This is a genomic window from Ancylothrix sp. D3o, from assembly GCF_025370775.1.
Classification (GTDB): domain Bacteria; phylum Cyanobacteriota; class Cyanobacteriia; order Cyanobacteriales; family Oscillatoriaceae; genus Ancylothrix.
On record NZ_JAMXEX010000012.1, the window covers coordinates 113,201 to 137,273 of the forward strand.

Genomic DNA, 24,073 nt, shown 5'->3' on the forward strand with positions numbered 1-24,073 from the left:
CTTTAAAAAGATGAAACACCGGCATAATCTCATCGAAGAATTTGCAGTTACGGCAGAACAAATGCGAGCTATTGAAGGCCGTATTTTTGATGCGGGGATGCCGGTGGCGGCGTTGATGGAAAAAGTTGCAGGCTTAATTGCCGGTCGCATCGAGCAAGTTTTAACTGATGTCGGGGCCGGTTCATCCCCATTTTTGCCCCCAATAAACATCATTAATAAACCCAGTCCTAGTATCCCCAATCAGGGGGAAACCCCAAGGGAATTGGTCGGACAAAAATGGGGTGAATATAAAATAGGGGTACTGGCCGGCCCCGGTCATAATGGCGGTGATGCTTTAGTTGTGGCGCGAGAATTATACTTTCGCGGCTATCAAATTGTCATTTATTCGCCTTTTGAAAAAGTTAAAGAACTCACCGGCTTTCATGCTCGTTATTGTGCAAGTCTCGGTATTCCTTTTTTTCAAAAAATCTCGGATATTAAAGATTGTGATTTATTTATTGATGGTTTATTTGGTTTTGGCTTAGAGCGCCGATTAGAAGGTGAGACGGCGGAGGAAATTGAGGAAATTAATGCTTGGAAAAAGCCAATTTTTAGCATAGATTTACCTTCCGGGTTGCATACGGATAGTGGGGAGGTTTTGGGGTCGGCAATTCGAGCTAATCGGACGTTTTGTTTGGGTTTGTGGAAGTTGGCTTTTTTGCAAGATCCGGCTTTGGAATATATCGGTATAGCTGAGTTAATTGATTTTGATATTCCCCTTGCAGATATTTGGGCAGTTTTAGGCAATCCTCCTAATATTAGAAAAATTACATCTGATGAGGCTGTTTCTCGTCTTCCTATGCCGCGAACCCCAACAAGTCATAAATACAAAAACGGACATTTATTATTAATTGCCGGTTCAGAGAAGTACACCGGCGCGGTTATTTTGGCCGGTTTGGCGGCGCGAGCTTCTGGGGTGGGGATGCTTTCTATTTTGGTGCCGAAGTCTTTAAAGTTAATGCTTAGCCCGCTACTGCCAGAAGCGTTAATTATTGGCTGTCCTGAAACGGAAAGTGGGGCGCTTTCTTGTTTGCCGGTGGGTGTAGAGTTGAGTTCTTATGATGCTATTGCTTGTGGGCCCGGTTTAACGCTGGCTGCGGCGCCGGTGGTGGAAACTGTGCTGGGATCTGACCGGCCTCTAATTTTAGATGCGGATGGGTTGAATGTTTTAGCTAATCTTGGTTTGTCTAGGGTTAATGAACGTCAAGCGCTGACGGTGTTAACGCCGCATGGGGGAGAGTTTAAACGTTTATTTCCTGAGTTGACAGAAGACTTGACAAAAAACAGAGTTTATGCTACGCAAAAAGCGGCGGCTGTTTGTGGGGGAGTGGTGTTGTTAAAGGGGGCGAGAACGGTGATTGCTTACCCGGATAATAGAGTGTGGATTAACCCGGAAAGTACGGCGGCTTTGGGACGCGGAGGGAGTGGGGATGTGCTAACCGGCTTGATGGGGGGGTTGATGGCGCAGGCGCAGGCCCAAGAAAAACCGGTGGAAGACTGCGTGCCGGTGGCGACATGGTGGCACTCACAAGCGGCAATTATGGCAGCAAAGGAGCGGTCTGAGCTAGGAGTAGATGCGTTTACATTAACTCAGTATTTGTCTTTAGTTTGTGCTCAAATGACAAATGGCTATTGACCTAATAAAGTCTGCATTCGTTGATAATTACTCAGGGCTTCATAGGCGTGGGGTTTGATTTCCATAGCAATGCTGTAGGAACTCGCAGCCTCTTGATAGCGTTGCAAACTTTCGAGGACTTCGCCACGTTTTAACCAAGCATCGTATTCTCCAGCCTGAAGTTGAATAGCGCGGTCGAAGCTGGCTAGGGCGTCGGAGTGACGGCCCAAAAGCATGAAAAGTTTGCCGCGTTTCACCCAAAGGCTGTAATTATTCGGCCAGGTTTGCAGAGCACCGTCGTAGGTGGCGAGGGCTTCGGAAAAATTTTGCTCGCGTTCGAGGGCGGCGGCGCGTTTAAAATGCGGTTCAATTTGATTGGGGAATAGAAAAATCAATTGAGCGTAGGCGGCGACAGCTTCGGGATAGCGTTCTTGTTTTTCGCAAACTTGGCCGCGTTTCATCCAGCAACGATAGGCCCAAATGGGATGGGCGGGGAGTTTTTGGAGAATTTTATCATAGGCAAAAAGCGCTTCGGAGTGCCGGTTGAGTTGTTCGAGGGCTTCGCCGCGTTTAAACCAAGCTTCGGGAGAGTCGGGTAAAAGTTGAATAGCGTTGCTGTAGGCGATGATGGCTTCTTTATACCGGCCCAGTCCGTGTAGGGCGCTACCTCTGCCGATCCAAGGTTCGGGCCAATTCGGGCTAAGTTTGATAGCTTGCTCAAAGTTGGTTAAGGCGGTGTTATGTTGTCCTGACTCGCTGAGGGTGATACCGCGTCCGTACCAGCCTAGGGGAATATCGGGTTGCAGTTGAATAGCTTTGTCTAGGCAGGCGAGGGCTGCTTCATACCACTGGTGTTTGAGGGCCATGCCTTTGTGATACCAGGCCAGATAGGAGTCGGGTTGTAGAATAATGGCTTGATCGTAACAGGTGACTGCATCGGTGTAGCGCTGGAGTTGTTCGAGGGTCAGCCCGCGTTCGATCCAAGTTTGCAAGTGGTTGGAGTTGAGGGATAGAACGCGATCAAAGCTTGCTAGGGCGGCGTCGTGGCGTTTGACGTTGTTGAGGCAGATTCCTCGGTTAAACCAGCTATTTGTATCTTTGTTGTTGAGGCGGATCGCTTTTTCGTAGGCTTCGATGGCGGCGCCGTATTGTTGTGTTTGTTGCAAAGCGCAGGCGAGATTATACCACAAAATTGCCGATTTTGTTTCTAGTTGGCAGGCTTTGCGATAGGCGTTTACAGCACGAGGATATTGTTGGAGGCTGTCGCTGACTAAGCCTTGGTAATACCACCCTTCATAATTGTTAGGGTTGATCGATAAGCTTTGATCGAGGGAGGCGAGGGCTTGTTCGTATTGTTGGAGTTGGTAGAGAAGTTTGCCGCGCAGTAACCAGCCCCAGCATTCATCAGGTTTGAGTAGTACGGCTTTGTCGTAGGCGGCTAATGCGCTGGTAGGCTGGTCGAGTTTTTCGAGGGTGTTGCCAAGTTTTAACCAGGCTGGGTAAAAATCTGGTTTTTCTGAGGTAACTTTTTGATAGCTAAAGAGGGCTTTTTCGTAATTAGCGCGGCTAAAAAGTTTGTTTGCGTTTTCGTAGTCGGGGATTTCGCCGCGAAATTTTTCCCCTATACTATTGGTGAAGTTTAAGATTTGTTCGAGGGGTTTGCCAAAGTCAAGGGTTTTACGCCGGCTTTTGTGTCGTTCTCGCCGGCTTGGTGTGGAAACACTCGGACTGGGGGGGGTTGGTTGGCTGTTGCCGGTACGGGTAGGCTCAAAGTTTGCGGTGTCAGTCATACCAGGCAGAAGGTTTGTTATTTAATAGTTTTGGCTTGGGCTTATTGGCGGTGACGGGAGCTTTGTTTTAATCCCTGATAGTTATAAATTTAGCTGATATCGTAACATACTCAAGCATTTTGGGTGGGATTTTGTGGTGTTGAGTGATGTGGATCGCTCTTTTTTATGTCTAGGATCACCCCTAGAGATATGAGGATATCACTGAAAAAGTGATAGGGATGGTTGATGATTGAAGTAGGTGCTTTTTTTTACAAAGTTTTTGGTGGAGAAGCTATGGAATTTTTTAATGACAAAGCAGGAAATCATCTACCGAGTTCAGAAAAAAACGTTTCTGTGCCTGATGTGACTGATTGGATGTATAGTAGGGCTGCAATTGTCGATTTTTGTCAGACGGTTAAGGCGCTGAAAAAAATGCTTGCTGAGGCGGGTTATTTTGAGGAGCATTTTTTGGCTATTTCTGAGGAAAAGGTGATGTTGAGTCAGGATGTGAAAAGCCTTTTACAATCAATCTGTGAAGATGAACATTGGGAATATCTGCAAAATTATTTGCTTTAGGGAGGTTGCGGTTGATTTTGGTTGCTCTCCTGTGTTTTGTATTCTAAAATAGTCAAGATTTTTTATTGACTGTTTTTAGATAGGGGAGTTTTTATGTCGCCAAAGAGTTATGGCTTGATTTTGCGGCAATGCCGGCTGGTTTCTGGGGACGTGGTAGATATTGCGATTGATGGCAAAAAAATTGCCGCTATTTCTGAACAGATAAAGGAACGGGGAGAGGAAGAAATTTTAATAGGCGGGAGGTTGGTTTGTCCGCCGTTTGTGGATTCTCATATTCATTTAGATTCGGCTTTGACTGCCGGTGAGCCTCGTTGGAATGAAAGCGGTACCTTGTTTGAAGGAATAAAAATTTGGGGTGAACGTAAGCAATCTTTAAGCTTGAAAGATGTTAAAAAACGGGCTTTAGAAACGCTGAAATTGCAGGCAATGCAAGGGGTGTTATTTGTTCGTTCTCATGCGGATGTAAGTGAGGACAGTTTAACAGCTTTGCAGGCTTTGTTGGACGTGCGGGAAGAAGTTAAAGATTGGATTACTTTGCAGGTGGTGGCGTTTCCTCAAGATGGGATTTATGGCAAGCCTGAGAATAAGAAGTTATTGAAAGAAGCGGTGAAGATGGGGGCGGATGTGGTGGGGGGTATTCCCCATTATGAATTTACGCGAGAGGATGGGGTGAAGTCAATTCATAAAATTTTTGAATTGGCGGAGGAATATAATAAGTTAATTGATGTTCATTGTGATGAGATTGATGATGAGCAATCGCGGTTTTTAGAAGTAGTGGCGGCTTGTGCTTTGCGTTCGGGTATGGGGGAAAAGGTAACGGCAAGTCATACTACGGCTTTTGGTTCTTATAATGATGCTTATGCTTATAAGTTAATGGGTTTGTTGGAACGCTCAAGGATTAATTTTATTGCGAATCCTTTGATTAATATTACTTTGCAAGGGCGGATGGATAGTTATCCTAAACGGCGGGGTGTGACGCGGGTTAAGGAGTTATGGCGGGGGGGTTTGAATGTTTCTTTGGGGCATGATTGTGTTCAAGATCCTTGGTATAGTTTGGGGACGGGAAATATGCTGGATGTGGCATATATGGCGCTTCATGTTTGCCAGATGACGGGGTTGGCTGAAATTGATGCTTGTTTTGATATGGTGACGGTGAATGGGGCGAAGACTTTGCAGTTAAATGATTATGGAATTGCTGTAGGAAATTCGGCTTCTTTGATTATTTTGGATGCTGTAAGCCGGTTTGATGCTATTCGCCGGCGGGCGCCCGTTTGTTATGTTTTTTCACAGGGTAAATTGCTGGCTCAAAGGTCTATTTCTGAGACAAAATGGCATTTGTAGGGTATTCCAGCCATCTTTATTGAAAATTAAGAGGCTTTTGGGGGGGGAAGCGTTTTTATTCACTGTTCGCCTCTCCCGTCTCTTGTAGGGTTTCGCACGCCCGTCTCCCCATTGGGAAAAGCCTTTGCTTGGTCGCCTGTATTCCGGGCCTCTCTTAAGACATAAGACAATTGGTACATATAGTGTTATATTGAGCAACACTCTGTTAAATCACGCTAAATATTGATTGCGGATTGTTGAGGAAACTGTTTGGTTGCCCTCAATTGATCTACTATCAAGGGGCGTAATTCGTTTAAGTAACCCCTATGGTCGCACAGCTAGAAACTCCTATTCTCAGTTCGCCTTGTCGTGTACCTTATACAGTTGAGGGTCTGCTGCAAGTTTTCACCGGCTCTCACCGCAGTTTTTTTACAAATGTGATGGCTCAAGCTCTGCGGATTGCCGGTCAGGGGACGCCGGTGTTAGTGGTACAATTCCTCAAAGGTGGTATTGGCCAAGGCCACGAGCATCCCGTCCGCTTGGGGCAAAATTTGGACTGGATACGCTGCGACTTACCCCGCTGTATTGATACTCCCCAACTCGATGAAGCGGAAACTAAATCTTTGCGAGATTTGTGGGACTATACCAAAGAAGTTGTCAAAGCCGGTAGCTATGATCTGGTAGTTTTAGATGAATTAAGTTTAGCTATTAAATTTGGTGTGATTTCCGAGACGGAAGTGCTAGAGTTGCTCGAGCAACGTCCGCGTCATCTCGATATTATTTTAACCGGCCCGGAAATGCCAAAAGCTATCTTAGATGAAGCGGATCAAATCACGCAAATCCGCCGTTCCCACCGGCCTTAAAAAAATCCAAATTGTAGAATAAAGATCCCTCTTTTAGGTATGCTAGTAAACTGCCTTTATTTACTGGTGTAGCTGTGATCAAAAACGATATTTGGATTAATCAAATGGCTCAAAAAGGCATGATTAAACCTTTTGAGCCGCGCTTAGTTCGTAAGGTTGACGGGCTGCCGGTGATTTCCTACGGTCTCAGCAGTTTTGGCTATGATATCCGCTTATCTCCTGCGGAATTTCGCATTTTTCGCCACATCCCCGGCACCGTTGTTGACCCGAAAAACTTTAACCCCGACAATTTAGAACCGACAAAACTTTATAGCGATTCTAATGGGAGTTATTTTGTATTACCGGCTCATTCCTACGGTTTAGGAGTTGCCTTAGAACGCCTCGAAATTCCTGAGAATATCACTGTAATTTGTATTGGTAAAAGCACTTATGCCCGTTGCGGATTAATTGCGAATTTGACTCCTGGTGAGGCTGCATGGCGCGGACATTTAACTCTGGAATTTTCCAACTCTTCGAGTGCAGATTGCCGAATTTATGCAAATGAAGGGGTGGTGCAATTATTATTTTTTGAGGGGGAACCTTGCCAGACAAGTTATGAAACTCGCAGCGGAAAATATCAAGATCAAAGCGAAGTTGTGACTCTTCCACGAGTTTAAAGATTGTTATACCAGATTTGATTGTGGTGGTTTTTTTAACCGCAGATAAACGCAGATAAACGCAGATAAATGCAGATGTAGAGACGTTCCGGCGGAACGTCTTTTAACCGGATTTGGTATTATTTGTGGTTTTTCGGGGCAGGCGATCACAGGCGGGATGCCTGCTCCTACAGTTTTTTGTTATGGGGAATCAAAAAGTTTGCTGATCCCCAATTACCAATTTTTAGTTCCTACTTAGCTATCAAGGGGCTAATCTTGCTTTTCCTAACCGGCTTGTTTCATACCACTCAGCAATTGCCGGTGTCCATTCTTTAAAATGAGGCCACATCAATTCACACAATTTTTGAATTTCTAATTGTGCATCTTTTTTGTTTCTCAAATCACAAAAATGTAAAAATGACCGCATATTAAAACTGACTACAAAATGCTGCCGGTAATCAAAAGGAAGCTTGCCTCTCGCGTGTTCTTCCGCCATCCCCGCTTCAATATCAACATGATAGCGTTTTGCGGCTTCTAAACACCATTCGACATCTCTTTGACGTTGTTCTGGAGAGTAAAAATATTTCTTACCTTGCCTGTCGCTGTAATGTCCCACCGGCCTCAAATAAAACACTTCTTCAATGTCTCTTTTTCCGATTGCTGCATCTAAAATCCGCTGGGATGTGTACCTTCCAGACTGAACATCAAACGAAACTCCTACCCGATGAGTGCGAGCTTGCTGCATGACACTATGGGGGAAAAATCCACAATTTAAAATAATTTGTGGGTGTTCTATGCAGCCGTAGTGCCCGCGATCACCGGCCAATAATCTCTTAACAATAATCTCCCCACATTTCTCTTCTGGCGGCCAACTTTCCCGATCATCATAAACAAATCCCTCGCTATAATCTTGATGCAGCGCCGCATAAATTACCTGTTGCGGATTGGGGGTTTTCGCAATAACTTCTACTCTAAATCTATCCATCTTTCAACGCCATCAACACAAAAATCAACGCTTGCCTATTTTTAAGCAGACGTTCTATTTTCTCATAAAATGAAACGTTTTATTTAGATGTGCCCCGTCGCCAATTAAACCAACCCTCCAGAAAATCTTGTAACCTGCTATTTCCAGCCAAACGCAACCGGCCCCACTCAGCCGCCGTATTACTAATCATTTCTGAAAATGCCGGTGAAATTCCCCCTAATTCTGCCAACCGGCCCACCTTTATATTTTCTCGCCTTGCCAAGCCTAGCGGATAAATCAACTCCCGCGCATTTTCTCCCACCACCACAGCCCCTAAAATTGTCCCATTACGACGCACTAAAATTTTACAAAATCCCGTTGTCTCCCCAGAAATTATCGCCGCCGCAAAACTTTTAAAATATTGCCGCAAAACCAACAAATCCTCACCATATTCTTTGATGGCTTCAGCTTCCGTTAACCCCACTGTTGCTAATTGGGGGTCAGTTTGCATCCCCCAAGGAATCCCCGCATAATTAACCTTAAATATAGGCAAAAACAAAGCATTTTTTACCGCCACTTCCGCCTGATAATTTCCGGCAAATTCCAAACCATAGGTACTCGCCGCTTCCCCACAAGCATAAATACGAGATGAGCTTGTTTGCAGCTTTTCATTAACCTGAATATACCGGCCCCATTTTACGCCCACCGACTCTAAATTTAATGATTTCACATCAGCAACCCGACCAATAGCTAGTAAAATCTCGTCGCCTTCTATGGCTAAATTTCCGGCCTGAATCCATTTTTTACCATCAATTTTTCTGACTTGACAAACTTCTGTATTTGTCAAAACTCTCACCCCTTCTGCTTCTAATTGCCCCTGCACTAAAAACGCAGCTTCGGCATCTTCTTTTGGCAAAATACGCGAACTTTTTACCACCAGCGTCACCGCACATCCCAACCGCGCAAAAGTTTGTGCCAATTCAATGCCAGCCGGTTCGCCGCCAATAATAATTAAACTTTTTGGGGGTTGAATTTTCCAAATTGTATCCGGGGTAAAATAGCCAATGGCTTCTAAACCTTCAATTTTGCTTGTTGTGATTGGTTTAGTGGCCGGTGCTAATAAATAACTCCGCGAAAAAAGACGGCGATTATTCACTTCAAAACAAAGCTGTGGTTTAGGGCAAAATTGCCCATCTCCCACTATCACATCAACCCCCAAAGCCGCCAAAAGAGCCGGAGATTTATATTCTTCTAAATTAGAAAGGGCGCTCTTAACCCATTGTTTTGTTTCTTTATATCGCCAACTAATACTATTTTCTAAAAATTTATTTTCCTTAATTTCGCTGCAATAAATCCCGAATTGCTCGGCGGAAATAAATTGTTTGGCAACGTTGCCAATATGACTAAAAGCTTTAATAGATAAATTCAAATTCCTATCAGTTTGCGGGATCACCAAAGCAACACGAGCTTTCAGCGACACAGCAACCTCAGCAGCATAAAAACCAGCTACCGTAGCGCCAACAATCACCAAATCATAATCTAAAGGCATTTGTCAAAATTCATTTGTCAATGGTCATTGCTCATTAGTCATTTGTCAAAAGTCATTTGTCAAAAAAAATTCTTACAAATAGACTTGTGGCAAATCACCCATCCCCCATGATAATTTCTTTGAGAGCATTGAGTAAGCGCTGGTTGTCTTCTGTAGTGCGAACTGCCACCCGGAAGTAACTATCTCCCAGTTCAGGAAAACTGTTACAGTCGCGGATAAAAATTTGGTGACGTTTGAGGAGCATTTCTTGCAGTGAAGAAACCGGCCAGTTGCTTTTAACTAATAAAAAATTAGCACAACCGGCCAGAGGAAATAACCCCGGTATTTGGGTGAGCCCTTCAAAAAAAGCACTGCGAGTCGGTGACAACCAGGCAAATGTTTTTTGCTGAAACTCAACATCCTCAAGCGCCGCCACCCCAGCCGCCACAGCCAAAATACTCACCGGCCAAGGATCACGGCGAGATTGCCAAACTCGCAAACGATCTGGGTGAGCAATGGCATAACCCAAACGCAACCCCGCCAGACTATAAAACTTCGTCAGACTTCGCAAAATCACCAAATTTGGATAATTTTGCACCTCCGAAATTAAACTTTGCCGGTGTTGTTCATCGGGCGGCAAAAAATCCATAAAAGCCTCATCCACCACCACCAGAGAGAATTGGTCTAAGTAGGGCAAAATCGACTCTTTTGAGAATAATTTACCCGTTGGGTTGTGGGGGTTGTTGAGTAATAAACCGGTTTTTTTAAAATCTGGTTTTTCAGATAAAACCGGTGCCACATCAGCTAAATTGATTTGCGTGTTTTGGTTAGAGGAAAGCTCATCAGGAGATAGCCCTAAAGCGCAACTACCAACCAAAGGACACTCAACTACAATTGCTTTCGCCGCATTGAGGCTACGCCAATAATCACCAAAAGCTGGGGTAATCAAATAAGTTTCTGCCAGTTCCGAAAAATCCCAGCCGGCCAAAGTTAACAACTCAGCCGAACCATTACCGGGCAAAATCCACTCACTGCTTAAATTGTGGAATTGTGCGATGCTGTTGCGGAGTTCCTGATAATTTGGGTCAGGATAGGCACTCAGGTCACACAACCGGTCTTGAAGAGCAGCCAGAGCACTTGCGGGAGGCCCAAGGGGGCTAATACTGGCAGAAAAATCAACAATGTCAGAGGGTGGACAACCGGCAATGGCGGCTGCCCAAATTAAATTTCCCCCGTGAGTTGGTCGAGTCAAGGATTTATCAGCAGCCTGAAAGACTATTCGGGAGCAACTTTTTCCTTGAACAATTTCCCAGCACTAAAGGCAGGTACCTTAGTGGCCGGAATTTCCATTTTGTCGCCGGTTTTGGGGTTGCGACCTTCACGCGCTTTGCGTTCGCGGGCTTCAAAGGAGCCAAAACCCACTAAAGTCACCTTTTGGTCATCGGCAACCGCTTCCATAATCGCTTCTAAAGCGGCTGTGATCACGGCATCGGCTTGTTTTTTCGTAACACTGGCTTTATCAGCCACGACATCAACTAATTCACCTTTATTCATCGCTTTCCTGTTTTGTAAAAGTCGATTGCTAGTTTTTATTGCCAAAGGCCAGGAACTAACAAAACCCGTGAGTTTCCTCCTGCGTACTGTTGGCTGTTGCGTCAAACAGCACTTCGGGGGTTTCCCTGTTGCGTTTCGCCGCACAATCAACGAGGCAGTTGAGTTGCCTTTCGCCACTCTATTACTAGAGTTTGAACCGAGCGAGTTTTCCTTTTGCGGGGCCGGTGGAATCGTTTTGTCCACAGCGTAAAGGCGGGATTCCTGACTGTTGTGTAAGGAATTTTGTAAACATCACTCGGTGTCCTTGGCGGTGAAATTCACGCATTCAGTCTAGTCGGGTTCAGAAAGAACGGGCTGAAAATCCCGCAGACACTTATTTTCACTGCAATATTCTGACACGCAGAACGCGGATATGGAAGCCTGAAACGCTTAATTTATGTTGATTTTCGTTTTTTTTCGTTGTTTGGCCTCTTTTTGGCCCTCTAATTTGCCTAAAAACCCCCTGTCTTCATCAAAACAGAGGGTAAGCATAAAAACTGTTATTTGTCAAGGGTCATTTGTCAATAGTCACTGGTAACAGCTAAACGTGACAAATGACTATGGAAAATTTAACAAAGGACAAAGGACAAAGGACTATTGATGATTATTGCGGTGTGGTACCGGGCAGCATCTGCCTTTGGATGAGGGGGCGGACATCTGGCCCTGGGGTGTAACCATAGCCAAACGGTGAACGATCAGAATCATCCATAACTTGCGGAGTCAGAACCACAATCACTTCAGCGCGAGTATTATTACGGGTGGTGCTGCGGAACAAAGCGCCAATAATGGGCAAATCGCCTAAAAGCGGGATTTTGCTAGAGGTTACGCGGTCTTGTTCTTGAATAATCCCTGAAAGAATCAAAGTTTGACCGTCGCGCAAACGAATTGAGCCAGAGTTTAAAGAGCGTTCACTCAGCAAAGCAATGGTTGTGCCAGCAAAGTTTTGAGTATCTGCCACAGCCGTCACTTTGGGAGTAACGTTGAGGGTAATAAAGCCGTTATCATCAATGCGCTGAATATTAATCCCCAAAATCAAACCGGCCTTTTGAATTTGGGCTGTGGTCGTAATTTGCGGCGGGTTAGAAGCCGTAGTTTGAGTTTGAATGTTGCCGATCACATCTTGGGTAAGGTTTACGGTTGCTGTTTCGCCTTCCTGTACCACCAGTGTTGGATCTGTCAAGATTTTGGCATTGCCGCTGGTAACTTGGGCTTGCAATAGCGACAAGAACCGGCGGGGATATTGAATAAACGGAAATAGACTAAACGTTCCAGTACCGGCACTCGTAGCGGTTCCGGGGGTATAATCTTGCAGGCCCACATCTCCTTGGTTTTCGCCAATGGGGGGGATGGGGTTAAGGAATACCCCGCCTTGGTTGGGAGCCGTCAGGGGAATATTACTGGTTCTGCCGGGGTCAAAAAACGGCTCGAAGGTTTCTAAGTTTACGCCGCCGACTTGGTTTCGGATCAAGGGCGGGTTATTTAAGATTGGGTTGGTGGGAGTGCCGACAACTTGGTTTCTAAGTGGGGGGTTGGCGCCGCCAAAGTTAAATACAGCGCTGCCTTGGTCGTTAACAAAGAAACTATCGCCCACTCCAAAGGAAAAACTGCTATTAAAGTTATCGTTTGCTGCTAAGTTGACATCAATAATTTTGACGTTAACGGCAACCTGACGGCGGCGCAGGTCAAGCTGTACCAATTGCGTTGAGGCAATTTCCACCATTCGACGGGGCCCGATCAATGTTACCGAGTTGAGGCGTTCATCGACTAGCACTTGTAGTCCTCTTAAAAGTGCTGGGGCGTCTTGGGGTGAAAAGCGCAGGGTGTCGATGGTGGTTTGGACGGTGGTGTTGGTGCGGGTAATGGCTTGGTCTGTGCCTTGGATGGGTACGGCTGTTACCTGTGTTACTTCGCGGGTGGAGGTGATGGCGCTTTCGGCTCCCATACTGGCTAAAAAGCCGGATGCTTGCCGTGCGGTGACTTGGTTGAGGCGGAAGGTACGAACTACGGTGTCGTTGACTTCGTTGGGTAAGCGGGTTCCGACAAAGATGGTGCGGCCTATTTTGTTGGCTTGTAAGCCAGACAAACGCAAAACGTAGTTAAAAACGTCTTGGACTCGTTCGTTTTCAATGTCTAGGGAGATGGTGGGGCCGGTGGGGCCACTTGTTCCGGCTGCTCCTGGGGCGGCGGGTGCAGCGGCTGCTCCTGGGGCGGCGTTGTCGCTGGTAAAGGCGATGTTTAGACCGGCAGCCCTTGCTAATAAAGCTAAAACGTCGCGCACCGGCGCATCTCGCAACACCAAACGAGGGATACGTTCGCTGGTTCCTAAATCTACGGTTGAGGGCGAGGGGTCAGTGGTGGCGGCGGCAATATCACCGACCGGCGGGGCGACGGCGCGGGGTAACATAGGGGGCGCAGCGGTTGGCCCAGAAACCGCCGGGGGGATGTTGGGAATGGCGGCGGTTGGGGCTGCCGGCTGACCGTTGATCGTAATTTCTGGTTGGGGAACTAAGACGTTAGGGCTGTTCGGAAAGCCTGTCGGTGCTGGGCCTGGGGCTGGGGGAATTTGGGCACTTGGCCCAACCGGCATGGCGCTGGGAATGGGTGTACTCGGTGGAGGGGCGCTTAAGCTTGGTAAGCCGGGGGGTGGGGGTGGGGCCATTTGGGGGGCGGCTGGTTGGGGGCTGCCGGTGCCGGGGCTGAAGCTTAATAAAATGCCTTGTTGGTTACGACCGGCTATTTGGCCGTTGGGAGGGGTTGTGGTGCCGGTGACGATCAAGCGGGCGTTGTTGTTGTCGAGTTGCGTCAGGACGACGGAACTAATGCCCGCAGATGGATTATCTTGGCGGAAAACGTTACTGCCGTTGGGCAGTTGCAGTTGAGTGTTGATGATGTCGGCTACGAGGTCGTTTCCGCTGCGGACGGTGAGTATTTGCTGCCGGTCTCCGTTTTCGGTTTGTAAGAAAATTTCCAGACCCCGCTCGGTTGGCCGGATCTGTACGTCTGTGACGCGGCTTTGTTGCGCTTGTGCCGGTGCAACGAGTAATAAGACGCTCGCGGCACTCAGCCACAGGCTGCTATAGCCTTGATAATGTTTCACGATACCCTCCTCATCTAAAAAAAACTTCTGACACTACGCCCTAATCTATATTTTTTCAGGCGATCTGTGGTGGAAAGATCGCCTGGGTTTTTTATGGTTTGGCTGGAGTTGCTGCTGGGGCCGTTTTTGGCGTTCGGGGTGGCTCTTGTTTGGCTGCTGGTACAATTACGACCATATCAAAGATGGTTTTTAAGGTGGGTTCGGGTATTCTCAGGACTTTTCCCTGTTCATTAACGACCAGTTTCAGGGTTTCTGGATCAATGTCGGAAGTGTATTTACCCAAAACGATCATCGGTTGCAATCTTTCGATATTGCGGATGATTGATTGAGTTTGGGTAAAGGTGCCGGTCATTTCTACGGTGAATGGTTGTATTTGATAGGGGCCGGCTGGGGCTACGGTTCCGGGTGGGGCTTGGGGGTTTGGCGCTGGGGTTGGAAATAAGTTTGTGGTGAGAATTTCTGAGGTGGCCGGTTTGACGGAACCGAATTGTCCACCGGCTTTTCTGATGAAGTTGTTAATATCTAAAACCAAGGTGTCTAGGCTTCTGGTGTCTCCAAATAATACTTGGACATCGGCTTTGGCTACTTTTGCTTTTTCTAAGTTGGCGCGAGCTTCTTCTATTCTCGAAAGGCTGGCCTCGATAGCTTTGTTTTCGCTTTCTTTGGCTGCGATTTTGGTGTTCAGTTCTTCTTGCTGGGTTAACATTGGCTGCAAGACGTACATAAATGCCCCTACAGCGGCGGCGAGTCCTGCAACTGCAATCAATACGCCGATTATTTTTGGGGTGAATTGGATGCCAAATAACCCACCCTGGGCTTCTTGTTCTTGTCCTGGTAAGACGTCTTCTCCATAACTCATTGCGGTAATATCCCCTTGTTTTGCAGTGTTTGTACTCGTGTTGCTAAACCAACTGCGCCTTTGCGATCTAGTTCGCGGGCGACTTCTGAGGCTGGTGCGTTGCTAACCTCGGCGTCTATTATGTATTCGACGACTTGAGGTAGTTCTATTTCTGGGGGTGTTGCTTCTGGTGTGTTGTTGGCTGTTGCAGTGTTGTTTTTGTTTAGGCTGCTTGGTAATACAACTTTGTCTTGGAGGTCGTTATCTTTGAGGGTGGCTGATACGATGTTGACTTGTTTGGCGTTAAAAAATGGTGAGTTTTTCAGCGTCAATAAAAAGTCGTTTACTTCTTCAAAGCTTCTGGCTGTTCCTTGAATTTTTATTTTTTGGTTGAATAATTCCCAACGCGGTGTTGGAGGTGCTACGGGGGCTGGGGGTGGCACTGGTTGTCCAGGTTGGGCGGCTGCTGCTGGGGCCGGTGGCGGTGGCGGGGGGGCTGCTGGGGCTGCGCCGGCGGCATTGGCGGTTACTGTTTGTTCGATTTTGCTAATTTGTAAGTTGGCCGGCACTCGATCCCGAATGTCTTGCAATACGGCGGCTACTGGTTTGATGGTTGTGTTAAAAACTTTGCCGAGGGCTTGGGTTTCTACTTCTATTTGTTGGGTTTGGGCTTTTATGGTGTCTACTTCTTGTTTTTTGCTAGATAAAACTGCGCCTTTTTGTTCAAGTTCGGCGAGTTTTTGGGTTAGGGTTTGATTGTTGAAATATACCCAGGCGGAGATACCGGCCACAATCAAGGGTAAGATTGCTCCTACTGCTCCACCGGCAATTAAGGCACTTTTATCGGCTACGACGATGCCTTTTCTTTTGGCTTTGGGGTCGCCAAGCGGCGCTCGGTCATTGAGAAAGTTAATATCTAAGCTATACATTTTTGTTTATACCTCTCTGAGTCCTAATCCCAAGACAACACCTAAACCCGGTCGCTGTACTGGGGTGATTTCTTCTTCAATTTGCAATGATAAGCTTTCTACAGGATCGACTCCTGATGTGGGCAAACTTAATCTTTGCATAAAAAATTCATCGAGTTGTCCGAGGGCTGCCCCTGGGCCGGCTAATAGCAATTGAGCGACTTCTAGGTTTTCGCTTTGGTTCAAATAAAAGTCTATTGACCGGCGTATTTCATCGGCTAATTCTCCTAATATTTTTAACATGGCTGCTGTTCCGGGGTTGTTATTTCCCATTGTACCTAGCCCAGAGGTGTCTGCTGGTGTTAGGGGAATTGTCATGCCGACGAGCAGATCGGTGTTTCTTGCTGCCGATAAATTCATGGCTTTTGCTAGGGCGTTTTGGATCTGAAATGTTCCTATGGGGATGGTTCGGGAAAATTGCGGAATTCCGTCTACTACTATGGCAATTTCTGTGCTGTCAAATTCAATATCTGCTAAAACTGCTGCTTCTTGAGAAGTGAATTGTTGTAGTTGTTCTTTTATGGTTCTTATTAAAGAAAAACTTGTCACTTCTATGACATCTAATTTTAATTCGGCTTGCCGGAATATATCTATATAAATGTCGGTGATTTCTTTGCGGGTGGCGACTAAAAGAACTTGGACTTTTTCGATGCCGTCTTCATCAACAAAAAGCCCTAGTTTTTGAAAGTCAACGTCGGCTTCTTCTCTGGGAAATGGTAAATATAAACCGGCTTCTTGGTTCATATAGTCCCGCAGTTCTTGGTCGTTTAGTTCGGCGGGTACGGGGATAATGCGGATAACGGCTTCTCTTCCGGGTATGGCAGTGGCTACTTGTTTGCCTTTGAGCTTATGTTCGGCCATTGTTTGCGATATTAAGGCGGCTAGGGCCGGTGCATCGACTATTTGCCCTTCTTGAAAGATGTCTTCTGGTACCTCTACGGTGATGTAGGTTGCCAGTTTATAGCCTTGTTTTTGTTTTTTGAGTTGGACGATGCTAATGCGTTCGGGGGAAATTTCGATGCCGACGCCTTGTTTACTTTTTGAAAATAGATTTTTTAATGAGTTGATCACGTTTTTTTGCTCTTTTATCTAGGATTTTTTTTTGAGAAGGTTTAAGGGTTTGTTTTTTGGGGCATACTTGCCATTATAAGTATTCCTCTAAAAAAGCGAAAAGTACAGTTTTTGATTGTTATAAATTATGACGGGGCTTGAGGTTGGCTTTTGGGTTGCCTGTCCCGATAAAATAATATCGCAGTTGTGATGCTGCGCTCGATAATCTAGTTGATGAGTCTATCGGTATGGTGGCCGGCACAAAAAGGTATGGAGATATACGGGATGTTTAATGGTGTAAAAAGTTGGTGGTTGAGTTTTGGTCGGGTTTTGTCCTCCAAGGCTAAACGTTTTTGTGCTTTGGCCCTTGCGGTTTTATTGTTAAGTTGGGCAGTTAGCTGTGGCACCGGCTCTTCTCAACAAGCGTCCGGGCGGGCGGAAGTGGAGTTTTGGACGATGCAGCTTCAACCGCAATTTACAGATTATTTCAATAATCTAATCGCTGCGTTTGAATCTGAGAACCCAGAGGTTAAGATTCGCTGGGTAGATGTACCTTGGTCAGCGATGGAAAGCAAGATTTTGGCGGCGGTTTCTGCCAAAACTGCGCCGGATGTGGTTAATCTTAACCCTAATTTTGCCTCGCTGTTGGCAGGACGGAATGCTTGGCTGTATTTAGATTCTAAGGTGTCGTCAGAGGTTCGTGAGTCTTATTTGCCGAATATTTGGAAAGCGAGTATGTTTGATGGCAAAACTTTCGGGATTCCTTGGTATCTGACGGCACGAATTAGTATTTATAATTCTAAGCTTTTTGAGCAGGCCGGTGTTGCAAAACCGCCTCAAACTTATGCGGAATTAGCACAGGTAGCAAAACAAGTTAAAGAAAAAACTGGTAAATACGCATTTTTTGTTTCTTTTGTACCAGAAGATTCTAGTGAGGTGTTGGCTTCTTTGGTGCAAATGGGTACAAAGTTGGTAGATGAGTCTGGAAAAGCGGCGTTTAATTCTGCCGAAGGAAAAGCGGCGTTTCAGTATTGGGTAGACCTTTACAAAAATAAACTTTTGCCGCAGGAAGTGTTAACCCAAGGACATCGGCGGGCTGTTGAATTGTATCAGGCGGGCGAGGTGGCTTTGTTGAATTCCGGGCCGCAATTTTTTAAGACAATTGAGAAAAATGCACCCGATATTGCATCTGTTTCTTTGCCGGCACCAGAAATTACAGGTCAAACCAATAAAAAGAGTGTTGCTGTGATGAATTTAGTAATCCCCCAAAATTCAGATCAGCCAGAAAATGCCCTTAAGTTTGCTTTGTTTGTCACGAATAATGCCAATCAGTTACAGTTTGCCAAGGAAGCCAATGTTTTGCCCTCTACAGTAGCCGGCTTGAAGGATGAATTTTTTACTAAAGCGACAAAAGATGCTGCTGCTGTGGATAAAGCGCGGGTAGTGAGTGCCGGTCAACTTAAAAATGCAGAAGTTTTAGTACCGGCCATGAAAAACGTTAACCAATTGCAAAAATTCATCTATGAAAACTTGCAAGCAGCAATGTTAGGAGAAAAACCTGTAGATCAAGCAATATCCGATGCAGCCAAGTCGTGGGATAGCCTTTAATTTCTGATAACTTTAACCTTAGATAGACACAGAGAACATATCTATGTTTATCTAAGGTTAATTTTTTCTGTATCTTTCAGCAATTTTCCGAAAAACCGGCTTTAATTTCCATCCCTAAGATGATAGGAAAGTTGTACAAGGCCGGTGTTATAGCTTTGACATTGGCTGAGTTGGAAAAATTGAGGAGTCATTTTTGCCGGAAAAAGGCTAATCCCTTCTCCTAAAATTATAGGATGAATAGAAAGAATAACCTCATCAATTAACTTTTCATTCATTAATTCAAAAACCAACTGCCCCCCGCCTACTAACCAAATATTCTTACCGTTTTGTTGCTTTAAATTAGACACAAAAATTTTGATATTTTCGCTGATAATTTCCGTCTCTGGAGTAGGACTAAAGCGAGAATTTTTGGAAAAAACATAAGTCTTTACCCCTTGGTAAGGATACTCTCCAAAGGTTAAAACTTGCTCATAAGTTTTTCTACCCATGAGAAGTGTATCAATACTTGAGTAAAAATCCGAGTAGCCGTAATCTTGATCGGTGAATAACCAGTCTATTTCTCCTGAATTTCTGGCGATATAGCCATCTAAACTAGATGCGATAAACAAGATTATTTTTCTCATCCCTAGAAGTCCTTTGAGTGTGAATATTTTTCGGTGTCTTTAAAGAATTTTAAGGGTTTCTGAACCATCAAACATTTGCCTTTAAAAAATGCCCAATTAAGTAAAGTGAACCGCATAAAACAGTGGTTTTGTCAAGGTGTTGGCTGGCGGTGATTAAGCCGGTTTCAAGATCAGGAAAACATCGGCTTTCTTGTAACGGAATATTGAGACTTTTTGCGAGGGTTAAAAGTTCTTCTGGCTTAGCACTTCCACTATCTGGAATGGGGACTAAATAAAGCCGGTCTTGAGGTCGTAATAAAGCTTGGAAAATGGCTTGATGATCTTTTCTAGCCATCATTCCAATTACCCAGTTTACAGAATTGATGTTTTGACTGTCTAAATATCGGCGCAAAGCTAAGGCATTGTCGGGGTTATGACAACCATCTATTAAAAGCTGATTTTCTCGCCATTTCACCCATTGAATGCGTCCAGGCCAGCGGGTTTTTTCTATGCCTTGGATGATATTTTCTTGGCTTATTTTCCAACCTTGTTGTTTTAAATTTAAAATTGTTTCTATGGCAATGGCTGAATTGATTAATTGTACATCACCGGCTAAAGGTAGAGGATATTCGATATTTTTGTAAATAGCAGTGTTGGGTTTTGTTGGGTGGAGGGTGGCCGGTTCTATCCAGGTGACAGGACAGTTTAATTCAGTGATTTTTTGTTGGATGACTTGTTTGGCTTGGGGGGGAACTTTGCCGATAATGCTGGGAATTTGGGGTTTAAGGATGCCGGCTTTTTCAAAGGCGATATCGGCTAAGGTTGGGCCCAGCATTTCTGTGTGATCTAAACCTATGGATGTGATGATACTAACAAGGGCTTTTTCACAGACATTTGTGGCATCTAACCGGCCCCCTAACCCCACTTCCATAATGGCTATATCTACTTTTTTTTCGGCAAAATATAGCCAAGCTACGGCGGTGATAATTTCAAATTGGGTAGGTTCATTTTCGGTATTTATGGCTTGTTTTACTTGTAATAAATATTTTTCTAAGTCAGAGTTTGTGATGGGAGTTTCGTTAAGGGTGATGCGTTCTGTCCAGTCAATGAAATGCGGGGATGTGTACCGGCCTGTTTTGTAGCCGGCAGCGGTTAATATGGAGGAAAGATAGGCGCAGACTGAGCCTTTACCGTTGGTGCCGGCGACGTGAATGATGGGATAATTTTGTTGGGGATTGTTGAGGTTGGCGAGTAGAGTTTGGATGCGTTCTAAGCCTAGTTGGATGCCTAACTTAGAAGATTGTGCCAAAATAGTATCACTGTTCACGGGTTTAGAAAAAAGAGGTAAAAATGCAAGAAGTTTATCACCCAATCATAGCATTTTATCTAGGGTTACAACCGGATACAGAAGGGCGAAAAATTGAGGAAATATGGGGATGGAGTTATGGCCGGTTGGAGGCTATCCACGATTTTATTCAGTGGTTGTTTCCTTTGCGGGATAAAAGTATGGTGAATTTGGATGCGCCGGTTTTGAATAAAGAGGTGATTGAAAAGGTTAAAAATAGTGAGGAGTTGCGTTCAAGGTTGCTACATTCGTTTGAGTTAATGTTGGGTTTTTATGGCTTGGAGTTGGTGGGGAATGAGGTGTGTTTGGGGGATAATTTTGAGGAACGTAAGCAAAATTGGCTACGCCGGGGAAATCATAATTTTTTGCGAATTACGCGGATTTTAAAGTGTTTGGGTTATTTGGGGTTGAAAAAGGAGGCTGTGGCGTTTTTTGGGTGTTTGCAGAAGATTTATGAGCAGGAAGGCGATAAAATTGGCTCTGTCACTTTTGGTTATTGGCAAGCGGCGGTGAGGGATTGAGGAGGCCGGTTTAAAAATGTAGAGACGTTCGTAGCACTAATGTAGGATGGGTAGAGGAACGAAACCCAACACTATCGAAGCTTTGATGGGTTTCACTTACGCTCTACCCATCCTACGAATAATTATGAAAAACCCTGTTTTAAATGCAATTTAAAAAGCCGGCTTGTGATAGAAACCGGCTTTTTAAAAAAGGTAGGCTAATTTGCAAAAACCAATCTTGTTAACCTTGGGGCCCAGAAATGCCATTTCCTGACGCCACAACGCCATTGACTTCTTCTTCTGCAAGTTCTGCACGCGCTTCGGCGACGAGATCCTCAAATACCTCACCGGCCTCTGCTAAAGCGCCTTTGCTGCGTTCTAAAAGTGAAATTCCGCCTTTAATTGCTGCTTTGGCAACGGGTTTACCGATACCGGCAATTACTGGGAGCAACAAAACGGCACCAATACCGGCAGCCACACCGACCGGCCCCAAGTCTTCAAACAACTCACCTGCTTTAATTGCCATAAAATTCTCCTCCAAAAATATCTCTATTATCTCTAGGATAGACTACCTAAACCTGTTAGTGAATCTTGCGAAGAATTATCGTTTGCAAGCGCTGCAATTGCCAAAATACGCACTTTCACCGCTTCTCGAAATCCTAAAGGTAATGCACTATACAAAGGTTGCCCTCTCTGTAACCACCAGACTGTTTTTTTGGTTATATTTTCCAGACAATACCAAAAACTTGCGGCTTCTTCCACCGGCACCATTTGTGTTTCAAATTCTGAAGAAGAAATTACCATTACAGGCTCAATTTTTGCCGGTTGAGAAACTAAGTGCGGTGTTTCTGAGATAGTTTCTACAGCAACAGCCACTTCTTCTATTTTGCTTTGTTCAGATAAAATTGGTGCCTGTGTTTCTACTGTTGGTGTTTCTATGGTTTCATTGTCTGCATTCCCTGGCGGTGGCGGGAGTTCGTCATCATCTTTTTTTGATTCTATTTTTTCCGAAACTGGCTTTTCTATTACCTCTTGGCTAACAGAAATATCTTCTGAATCTTCGGTTTTTTGAGTTGAGTCTAAGACTTCAGCCAAATAAGCCTGCATTTCTGAATCAGAAACGATGCCGGTGTTATAATTTACCAGCACTGATGATGCTTTGCGGTTGATTCGGACACTTTTTACAGATTCGTTTCTCATTAGCAAGTCATCGAGATATTCTGCATATTCGATATCTTCTGCTACGCGAGGAACCGAGAGGCGAATTCGGCCAGGGATTGCATGAACAATTTTATAATTTAAACTTGATGGGGGGGTTAATTCTTGTTGAGTTTTGGCTAAAACTTCGGAGTTTTTGACGGTTGGTAAAACTTCTGGGGTTTCCGAATCTAATTGCTCAATAATTTGGCGAGTGGTTCCCGCAGCCACCATGTAACCTAAAAGCGCCCGCCAGCCGGCCAAATTTAACCCTCTTGTTACCACTAAACCCACGATCAACGGTAAAAAGTTTTTGCCTTGAGTTTTCCAATATTCCGAGGATTTCCAAGCGGCAAAGGGGTCTGCTTTATTAGAGGTTGCTTGTTCTTTGTTGGTATTTTTTATTGCTTCTGACATTTATTTTTTCCTCCTTTTAAAGTTTATTTTACCGGCTTTTAGGTTGCCTAAACTCAAAAATATAATAAAACTTAAGGCAGGCCGAGAAGCCTGCTTTGATAAACTTGCCTTAACTTAGTTTTAAAGGTGTTCCATCTGGCTTTGAGTTTTAAATTGCTCTGGTTTATTCGTATAGTGTAGCTTCAAGAAACTATCAAACGAATACCAAGCCAATACATACCAAGGCACCACATCTAATTGTAAACCTTTGATCAGCAATTGACGAATTGCCAGAGTTCCTAAACCCACCGGCACAATAAAGCGTAAGTCTATAAATCCGTTGGTTGCGTGATTAACTTTTTGATTCAAATCAACAAAAGCACCGGCCACATCGGCGGCTGAGTCTGATTCTCCGCGTGTTATTCCGCCAAAAATAATCCCTAAATCTTTTAAAGTTCCCACTACATTTTTAACGGCTTCTTGGTGAGTTTCGTGATGAATCACAATACTGCCTGTTTGTGGATTCATTCGCACTTGGGAAACATCGGGATGTGCTTCAATTTCTCTTACCATTGCTTGCATTTGGGCAGGATTACGGTGAGATGCAGATACTTTTAAACGCAGCCGGCCAGGAGTTTGACTGATTACGCGGCTATGAATTTCTGGGCTTAGAGATTTAAGGCTTGATTCATTCATGCGCTGTATTTTGGCATTGCTGGCTGTTCTAGTCTCCATTTTAGTGAATTTTTCCTAATTGGTGATGGTTTTGATTTGGGGTAGGGGGTTGTTGTCCCCCCTGATGTGTTTCTAAAAACTAGGCTTCGGATTGGTTGCCGGTGGCTGTTTTTGGCATTTGATTTTCTGCCATTTCTGCTTTTGCTTCAGCGACGATATCTTCTACAGATTCTCCCACTTCTGCCAGCATTCCTTTGGTTTTTTCTGCTAAGGTAATGCTGCCTTTGATGACTCCTTTAAAAAGCGGTTTACCAACACCGGCCATCACAGGAATTAACACCGGCGCGAGTAATAAAGCACCAATTCCAACTACAAGGCCAACAGGGCCGGTGGTTTCTTCTAATAAAGCGAGGGGTTCTTCAATCAGTTTCATTTTGTTTTCTCTTTGTTTGGTGATTTTTGTGTTCTGTAGACGTTTTGGAGGAATACCAAATCCGGCTTATCAATAGGTTATTTTTCGGCTTAGGATTTGGTAGAAATTTTTAGCATTGCTATCTCAATCAGAAATCGGTGTTGCTTCTGTAGGAATAGCGGCGGATCTCAATTCGCTTGAGGCGTGAGATTCTGCTAGTTCGGCTTTGGCTTCGGCTACTAAGTCTTCAAAGGCTTCTCCGACTTCTGCAAAGACTCCTTTGCTTTTTTCATAAGCAGCTAAACCGCCTTTTATCGCTGCTTTGGCAATTGGTTTGCCGACAGGTATTAAGATCGGTGCGAGTAAAACGGCGCCTACTCCGACGACTATTACCGGTAATGCAATATCTTCGACTACTGTTTCGACAGCTTTACCAATTAAACCCATTGTTTTTTCCTCTCTTTTTGTTGGTTAATTTTTTAA

23 protein-coding genes are annotated in these 24,073 nt (G+C 44.9%); 7 read left to right on the forward strand and 16 right to left on the reverse strand.

Going from position 1 to position 24,073, the window contains the following annotated elements; all coding sequences use genetic code 11:
- The first annotated feature begins 10 nt into the window (after positions 1-10).
- Complete coding sequence (locus tag NG798_RS19045; protein ID WP_261225285.1) at positions 11-1,675, forward strand: NAD(P)H-hydrate dehydratase; 1,665 nt, start codon at positions 11-13, stop codon at positions 1,673-1,675.
- Here the strand turns inward: NG798_RS19045 and NG798_RS19050 are convergent.
- Positions 1,669-3,444: a tetratricopeptide repeat protein gene (locus tag NG798_RS19050; protein WP_261225286.1), complete on the reverse strand. Its 1,776-nt coding sequence runs from the start codon at positions 3,442-3,444 to the stop codon at positions 1,669-1,671. The two genes, NG798_RS19045 and NG798_RS19050, sit on opposite strands and share 7 nt — an antisense overlap.
- Before the next feature lie 225 nt (positions 3,445-3,669).
- Between NG798_RS19050 and NG798_RS19055 the strand changes: the two genes are divergently transcribed.
- The 4 genes from NG798_RS19055 (at position 3,670) to dcd (ending at position 6,838) form a co-directional block, all read left to right on the forward strand.
- A complete protein-coding gene (locus tag NG798_RS19055; protein WP_261225287.1) occupies positions 3,670-3,999 on the forward strand; it encodes a hypothetical protein in 330 nt (109 codons plus the stop codon).
- Between the two features lie 93 nt (positions 4,000-4,092).
- Positions 4,093-5,340, forward strand: coding sequence for a cytosine deaminase (gene codA, locus NG798_RS19060; RefSeq protein ID WP_261225288.1), 1,248 nt, complete (start codon positions 4,093-4,095; stop codon positions 5,338-5,340).
- A gap of 305 nt (positions 5,341-5,645) precedes the next feature.
- Positions 5,646-6,182 carry a P-loop NTPase family protein gene (locus tag NG798_RS19065; RefSeq protein ID WP_261225289.1) on the forward strand — a complete coding sequence of 179 codons (537 nt, stop codon included), beginning with the start codon at positions 5,646-5,648 and terminating at the stop codon, positions 6,180-6,182.
- A 74-nt stretch (positions 6,183-6,256) separates the two neighbouring features.
- Positions 6,257-6,838 carry a dCTP deaminase gene (gene dcd / locus NG798_RS19070; RefSeq protein ID WP_261225290.1) on the forward strand — a complete coding sequence of 194 codons (582 nt, stop codon included), beginning with the start codon at positions 6,257-6,259 and terminating at the stop codon, positions 6,836-6,838.
- A gap of 241 nt (positions 6,839-7,079) precedes the next feature.
- On the opposite strand, the gene thyX is transcribed toward dcd, so the two are convergent.
- From thyX to pilM, 8 genes are all read right to left on the reverse strand, one after another.
- On the reverse strand, positions 7,080-7,802 hold the full coding sequence (gene thyX / locus NG798_RS19075) for an FAD-dependent thymidylate synthase (RefSeq protein WP_261225291.1): 723 nt from the start codon (positions 7,800-7,802) through the stop codon (positions 7,080-7,082).
- A 79-nt stretch (positions 7,803-7,881) separates the two neighbouring features.
- Complete coding sequence (locus tag NG798_RS19080; protein ID WP_261225292.1) at positions 7,882-9,330, reverse strand: NAD(P)/FAD-dependent oxidoreductase; 1,449 nt, start codon at positions 9,328-9,330, stop codon at positions 7,882-7,884.
- Positions 9,331-9,424: 94 nt separating this feature from the next.
- Positions 9,425-10,561 (reverse strand): threonine-phosphate decarboxylase CobD, encoded by a 1,137-nt coding sequence (gene cobD, locus NG798_RS19085; protein WP_261225293.1) that lies wholly within the window; start codon positions 10,559-10,561, stop codon positions 9,425-9,427.
- A 23-nt stretch (positions 10,562-10,584) separates the two neighbouring features.
- Positions 10,585-10,863, reverse strand: a complete 279-nt coding sequence (locus tag NG798_RS19090) for an HU family DNA-binding protein (RefSeq protein ID WP_261225294.1) — start codon at positions 10,861-10,863, stop codon at positions 10,585-10,587.
- Positions 10,864-11,506: 643 nt separating this feature from the next.
- Positions 11,507-13,999, reverse strand: coding sequence for an AMIN domain-containing protein (locus NG798_RS19095; protein ID WP_261225295.1), 2,493 nt, complete (start codon positions 13,997-13,999; stop codon positions 11,507-11,509).
- A 91-nt stretch (positions 14,000-14,090) separates the two neighbouring features.
- Positions 14,091-14,858, reverse strand: coding sequence for a hypothetical protein (locus NG798_RS19100; RefSeq protein ID WP_261225296.1), 768 nt, complete (start codon positions 14,856-14,858; stop codon positions 14,091-14,093).
- Positions 14,855-15,766, reverse strand: a complete 912-nt coding sequence (locus NG798_RS19105) for a PilN domain-containing protein (RefSeq protein WP_261225297.1) — start codon at positions 15,764-15,766, stop codon at positions 14,855-14,857. The genes NG798_RS19100 and NG798_RS19105 overlap by 4 nt, the downstream gene beginning before the upstream one ends.
- Before the next feature lie 6 nt (positions 15,767-15,772).
- Entirely contained in the window at positions 15,773-16,876 is a 1,104-nt protein-coding gene (gene pilM / locus NG798_RS19110) for a type IV pilus assembly protein PilM (protein WP_261225298.1), read from the reverse strand.
- A 264-nt stretch (positions 16,877-17,140) separates the two neighbouring features.
- Between pilM and NG798_RS19115 the strand changes: the two genes are divergently transcribed.
- The gene (locus NG798_RS19115; protein WP_375338981.1) at positions 17,141-18,463 is read left to right on the forward strand and encodes an ABC transporter substrate-binding protein; all 1,323 of its coding nucleotides are present in this window, start codon (positions 17,141-17,143) and stop codon (positions 18,461-18,463) included.
- A gap of 101 nt (positions 18,464-18,564) precedes the next feature.
- On the opposite strand, the gene NG798_RS19120 is transcribed toward NG798_RS19115, so the two are convergent.
- Both NG798_RS19120 and NG798_RS19125 read right to left on the reverse strand, forming a co-directional pair.
- A complete protein-coding gene (locus NG798_RS19120; RefSeq protein WP_261225300.1) occupies positions 18,565-19,086 on the reverse strand; it encodes a dihydrofolate reductase family protein in 522 nt (173 codons plus the stop codon).
- Between the two features lie 67 nt (positions 19,087-19,153).
- Positions 19,154-20,392 (reverse strand): folylpolyglutamate synthase/dihydrofolate synthase family protein, encoded by a 1,239-nt coding sequence (locus tag NG798_RS19125; RefSeq protein ID WP_261225301.1) that lies wholly within the window; start codon positions 20,390-20,392, stop codon positions 19,154-19,156.
- Between the two features lie 23 nt (positions 20,393-20,415).
- On the opposite strand from NG798_RS19125, the gene NG798_RS19130 reads away from it, so the two are divergent.
- Positions 20,416-20,931 carry an opioid growth factor receptor-related protein gene (locus tag NG798_RS19130; RefSeq protein WP_261225302.1) on the forward strand — a complete coding sequence of 172 codons (516 nt, stop codon included), beginning with the start codon at positions 20,416-20,418 and terminating at the stop codon, positions 20,929-20,931.
- Positions 20,932-21,151: 220 nt separating this feature from the next.
- Here the strand turns inward: NG798_RS19130 and NG798_RS19135 are convergent, their stop codons facing one another.
- The 5 genes from NG798_RS19135 to NG798_RS19155 form a co-directional block, all read right to left on the reverse strand.
- Positions 21,152-21,436: a DUF5132 domain-containing protein gene (locus NG798_RS19135; protein ID WP_261225303.1), complete on the reverse strand. Its 285-nt coding sequence runs from the start codon at positions 21,434-21,436 to the stop codon at positions 21,152-21,154.
- A gap of 32 nt (positions 21,437-21,468) precedes the next feature.
- Positions 21,469-22,524, reverse strand: a complete 1,056-nt coding sequence (locus tag NG798_RS19140; RefSeq protein ID WP_261225304.1) for an HMA2 domain-containing protein — start codon at positions 22,522-22,524, stop codon at positions 21,469-21,471.
- A 120-nt stretch (positions 22,525-22,644) separates the two neighbouring features.
- Complete coding sequence (locus tag NG798_RS19145) at positions 22,645-23,238, reverse strand: HMA2 domain-containing protein (protein WP_261225305.1); 594 nt, start codon at positions 23,236-23,238, stop codon at positions 22,645-22,647.
- Between the two features lie 79 nt (positions 23,239-23,317).
- The gene (locus tag NG798_RS19150) at positions 23,318-23,611 is read right to left on the reverse strand and encodes a DUF5132 domain-containing protein (protein WP_261225306.1); all 294 of its coding nucleotides are present in this window, start codon (positions 23,609-23,611) and stop codon (positions 23,318-23,320) included.
- A gap of 123 nt (positions 23,612-23,734) precedes the next feature.
- Entirely contained in the window at positions 23,735-24,037 is a 303-nt protein-coding gene (locus NG798_RS19155; protein ID WP_261225307.1) for a DUF5132 domain-containing protein, read from the reverse strand.
- Positions 24,038-24,073: the final 36 nt, after the last annotated feature.

Coding starts and splice junctions, on each gene's coding strand:
- thyX (WP_261225291.1), bottom strand. CDS start 7,802: ATGGATAGATTTAGAGTAGAAGTTATTGCGAAAACCCCCAATCCGCAA.
- NG798_RS19145 (WP_261225305.1), bottom strand. CDS start 23,238: ATGGAGACTAGAACAGCCAGCAATGCCAAAATACAGCGCATGAATGAA.
- NG798_RS19055 (WP_261225287.1), top strand. CDS start 3,670: ATGATTGAAGTAGGTGCTTTTTTTTACAAAGTTTTTGGTGGAGAAGCT.
- NG798_RS19115 (WP_375338981.1), top strand. CDS start 17,141: ATGTTTAATGGTGTAAAAAGTTGGTGGTTGAGTTTTGGTCGGGTTTTG.
- NG798_RS19050 (WP_261225286.1), bottom strand. CDS start 3,444: ATGACTGACACCGCAAACTTTGAGCCTACCCGTACCGGCAACAGCCAA.
- NG798_RS19120 (WP_261225300.1), bottom strand. CDS start 19,086: ATGAGAAAAATAATCTTGTTTATCGCATCTAGTTTAGATGGCTATATC.
- NG798_RS19135 (WP_261225303.1), bottom strand. CDS start 21,436: ATGGCAATTAAAGCAGGTGAGTTGTTTGAAGACTTGGGGCCGGTCGGT.
- NG798_RS19140 (WP_261225304.1), bottom strand. CDS start 22,524: ATGTCAGAAGCAATAAAAAATACCAACAAAGAACAAGCAACCTCTAAT.
- NG798_RS19065 (WP_261225289.1), top strand. CDS start 5,646: ATGGTCGCACAGCTAGAAACTCCTATTCTCAGTTCGCCTTGTCGTGTA.
- codA (WP_261225288.1), top strand. CDS start 4,093: ATGTCGCCAAAGAGTTATGGCTTGATTTTGCGGCAATGCCGGCTGGTT.
- NG798_RS19155 (WP_261225307.1), bottom strand. CDS start 24,037: ATGGGTTTAATTGGTAAAGCTGTCGAAACAGTAGTCGAAGATATTGCA.
- NG798_RS19045 (WP_261225285.1), top strand. CDS start 11: ATGAAACACCGGCATAATCTCATCGAAGAATTTGCAGTTACGGCAGAA.
- NG798_RS19150 (WP_261225306.1), bottom strand. CDS start 23,611: ATGAAACTGATTGAAGAACCCCTCGCTTTATTAGAAGAAACCACCGGC.
- NG798_RS19090 (WP_261225294.1), bottom strand. CDS start 10,863: ATGAATAAAGGTGAATTAGTTGATGTCGTGGCTGATAAAGCCAGTGTT.
- NG798_RS19105 (WP_261225297.1), bottom strand. CDS start 15,766: ATGTATAGCTTAGATATTAACTTTCTCAATGACCGAGCGCCGCTTGGC.
- NG798_RS19080 (WP_261225292.1), bottom strand. CDS start 9,330: ATGCCTTTAGATTATGATTTGGTGATTGTTGGCGCTACGGTAGCTGGT.
- NG798_RS19100 (WP_261225296.1), bottom strand. CDS start 14,858: ATGAGTTATGGAGAAGACGTCTTACCAGGACAAGAACAAGAAGCCCAG.
- NG798_RS19130 (WP_261225302.1), top strand. CDS start 20,416: ATGCAAGAAGTTTATCACCCAATCATAGCATTTTATCTAGGGTTACAA.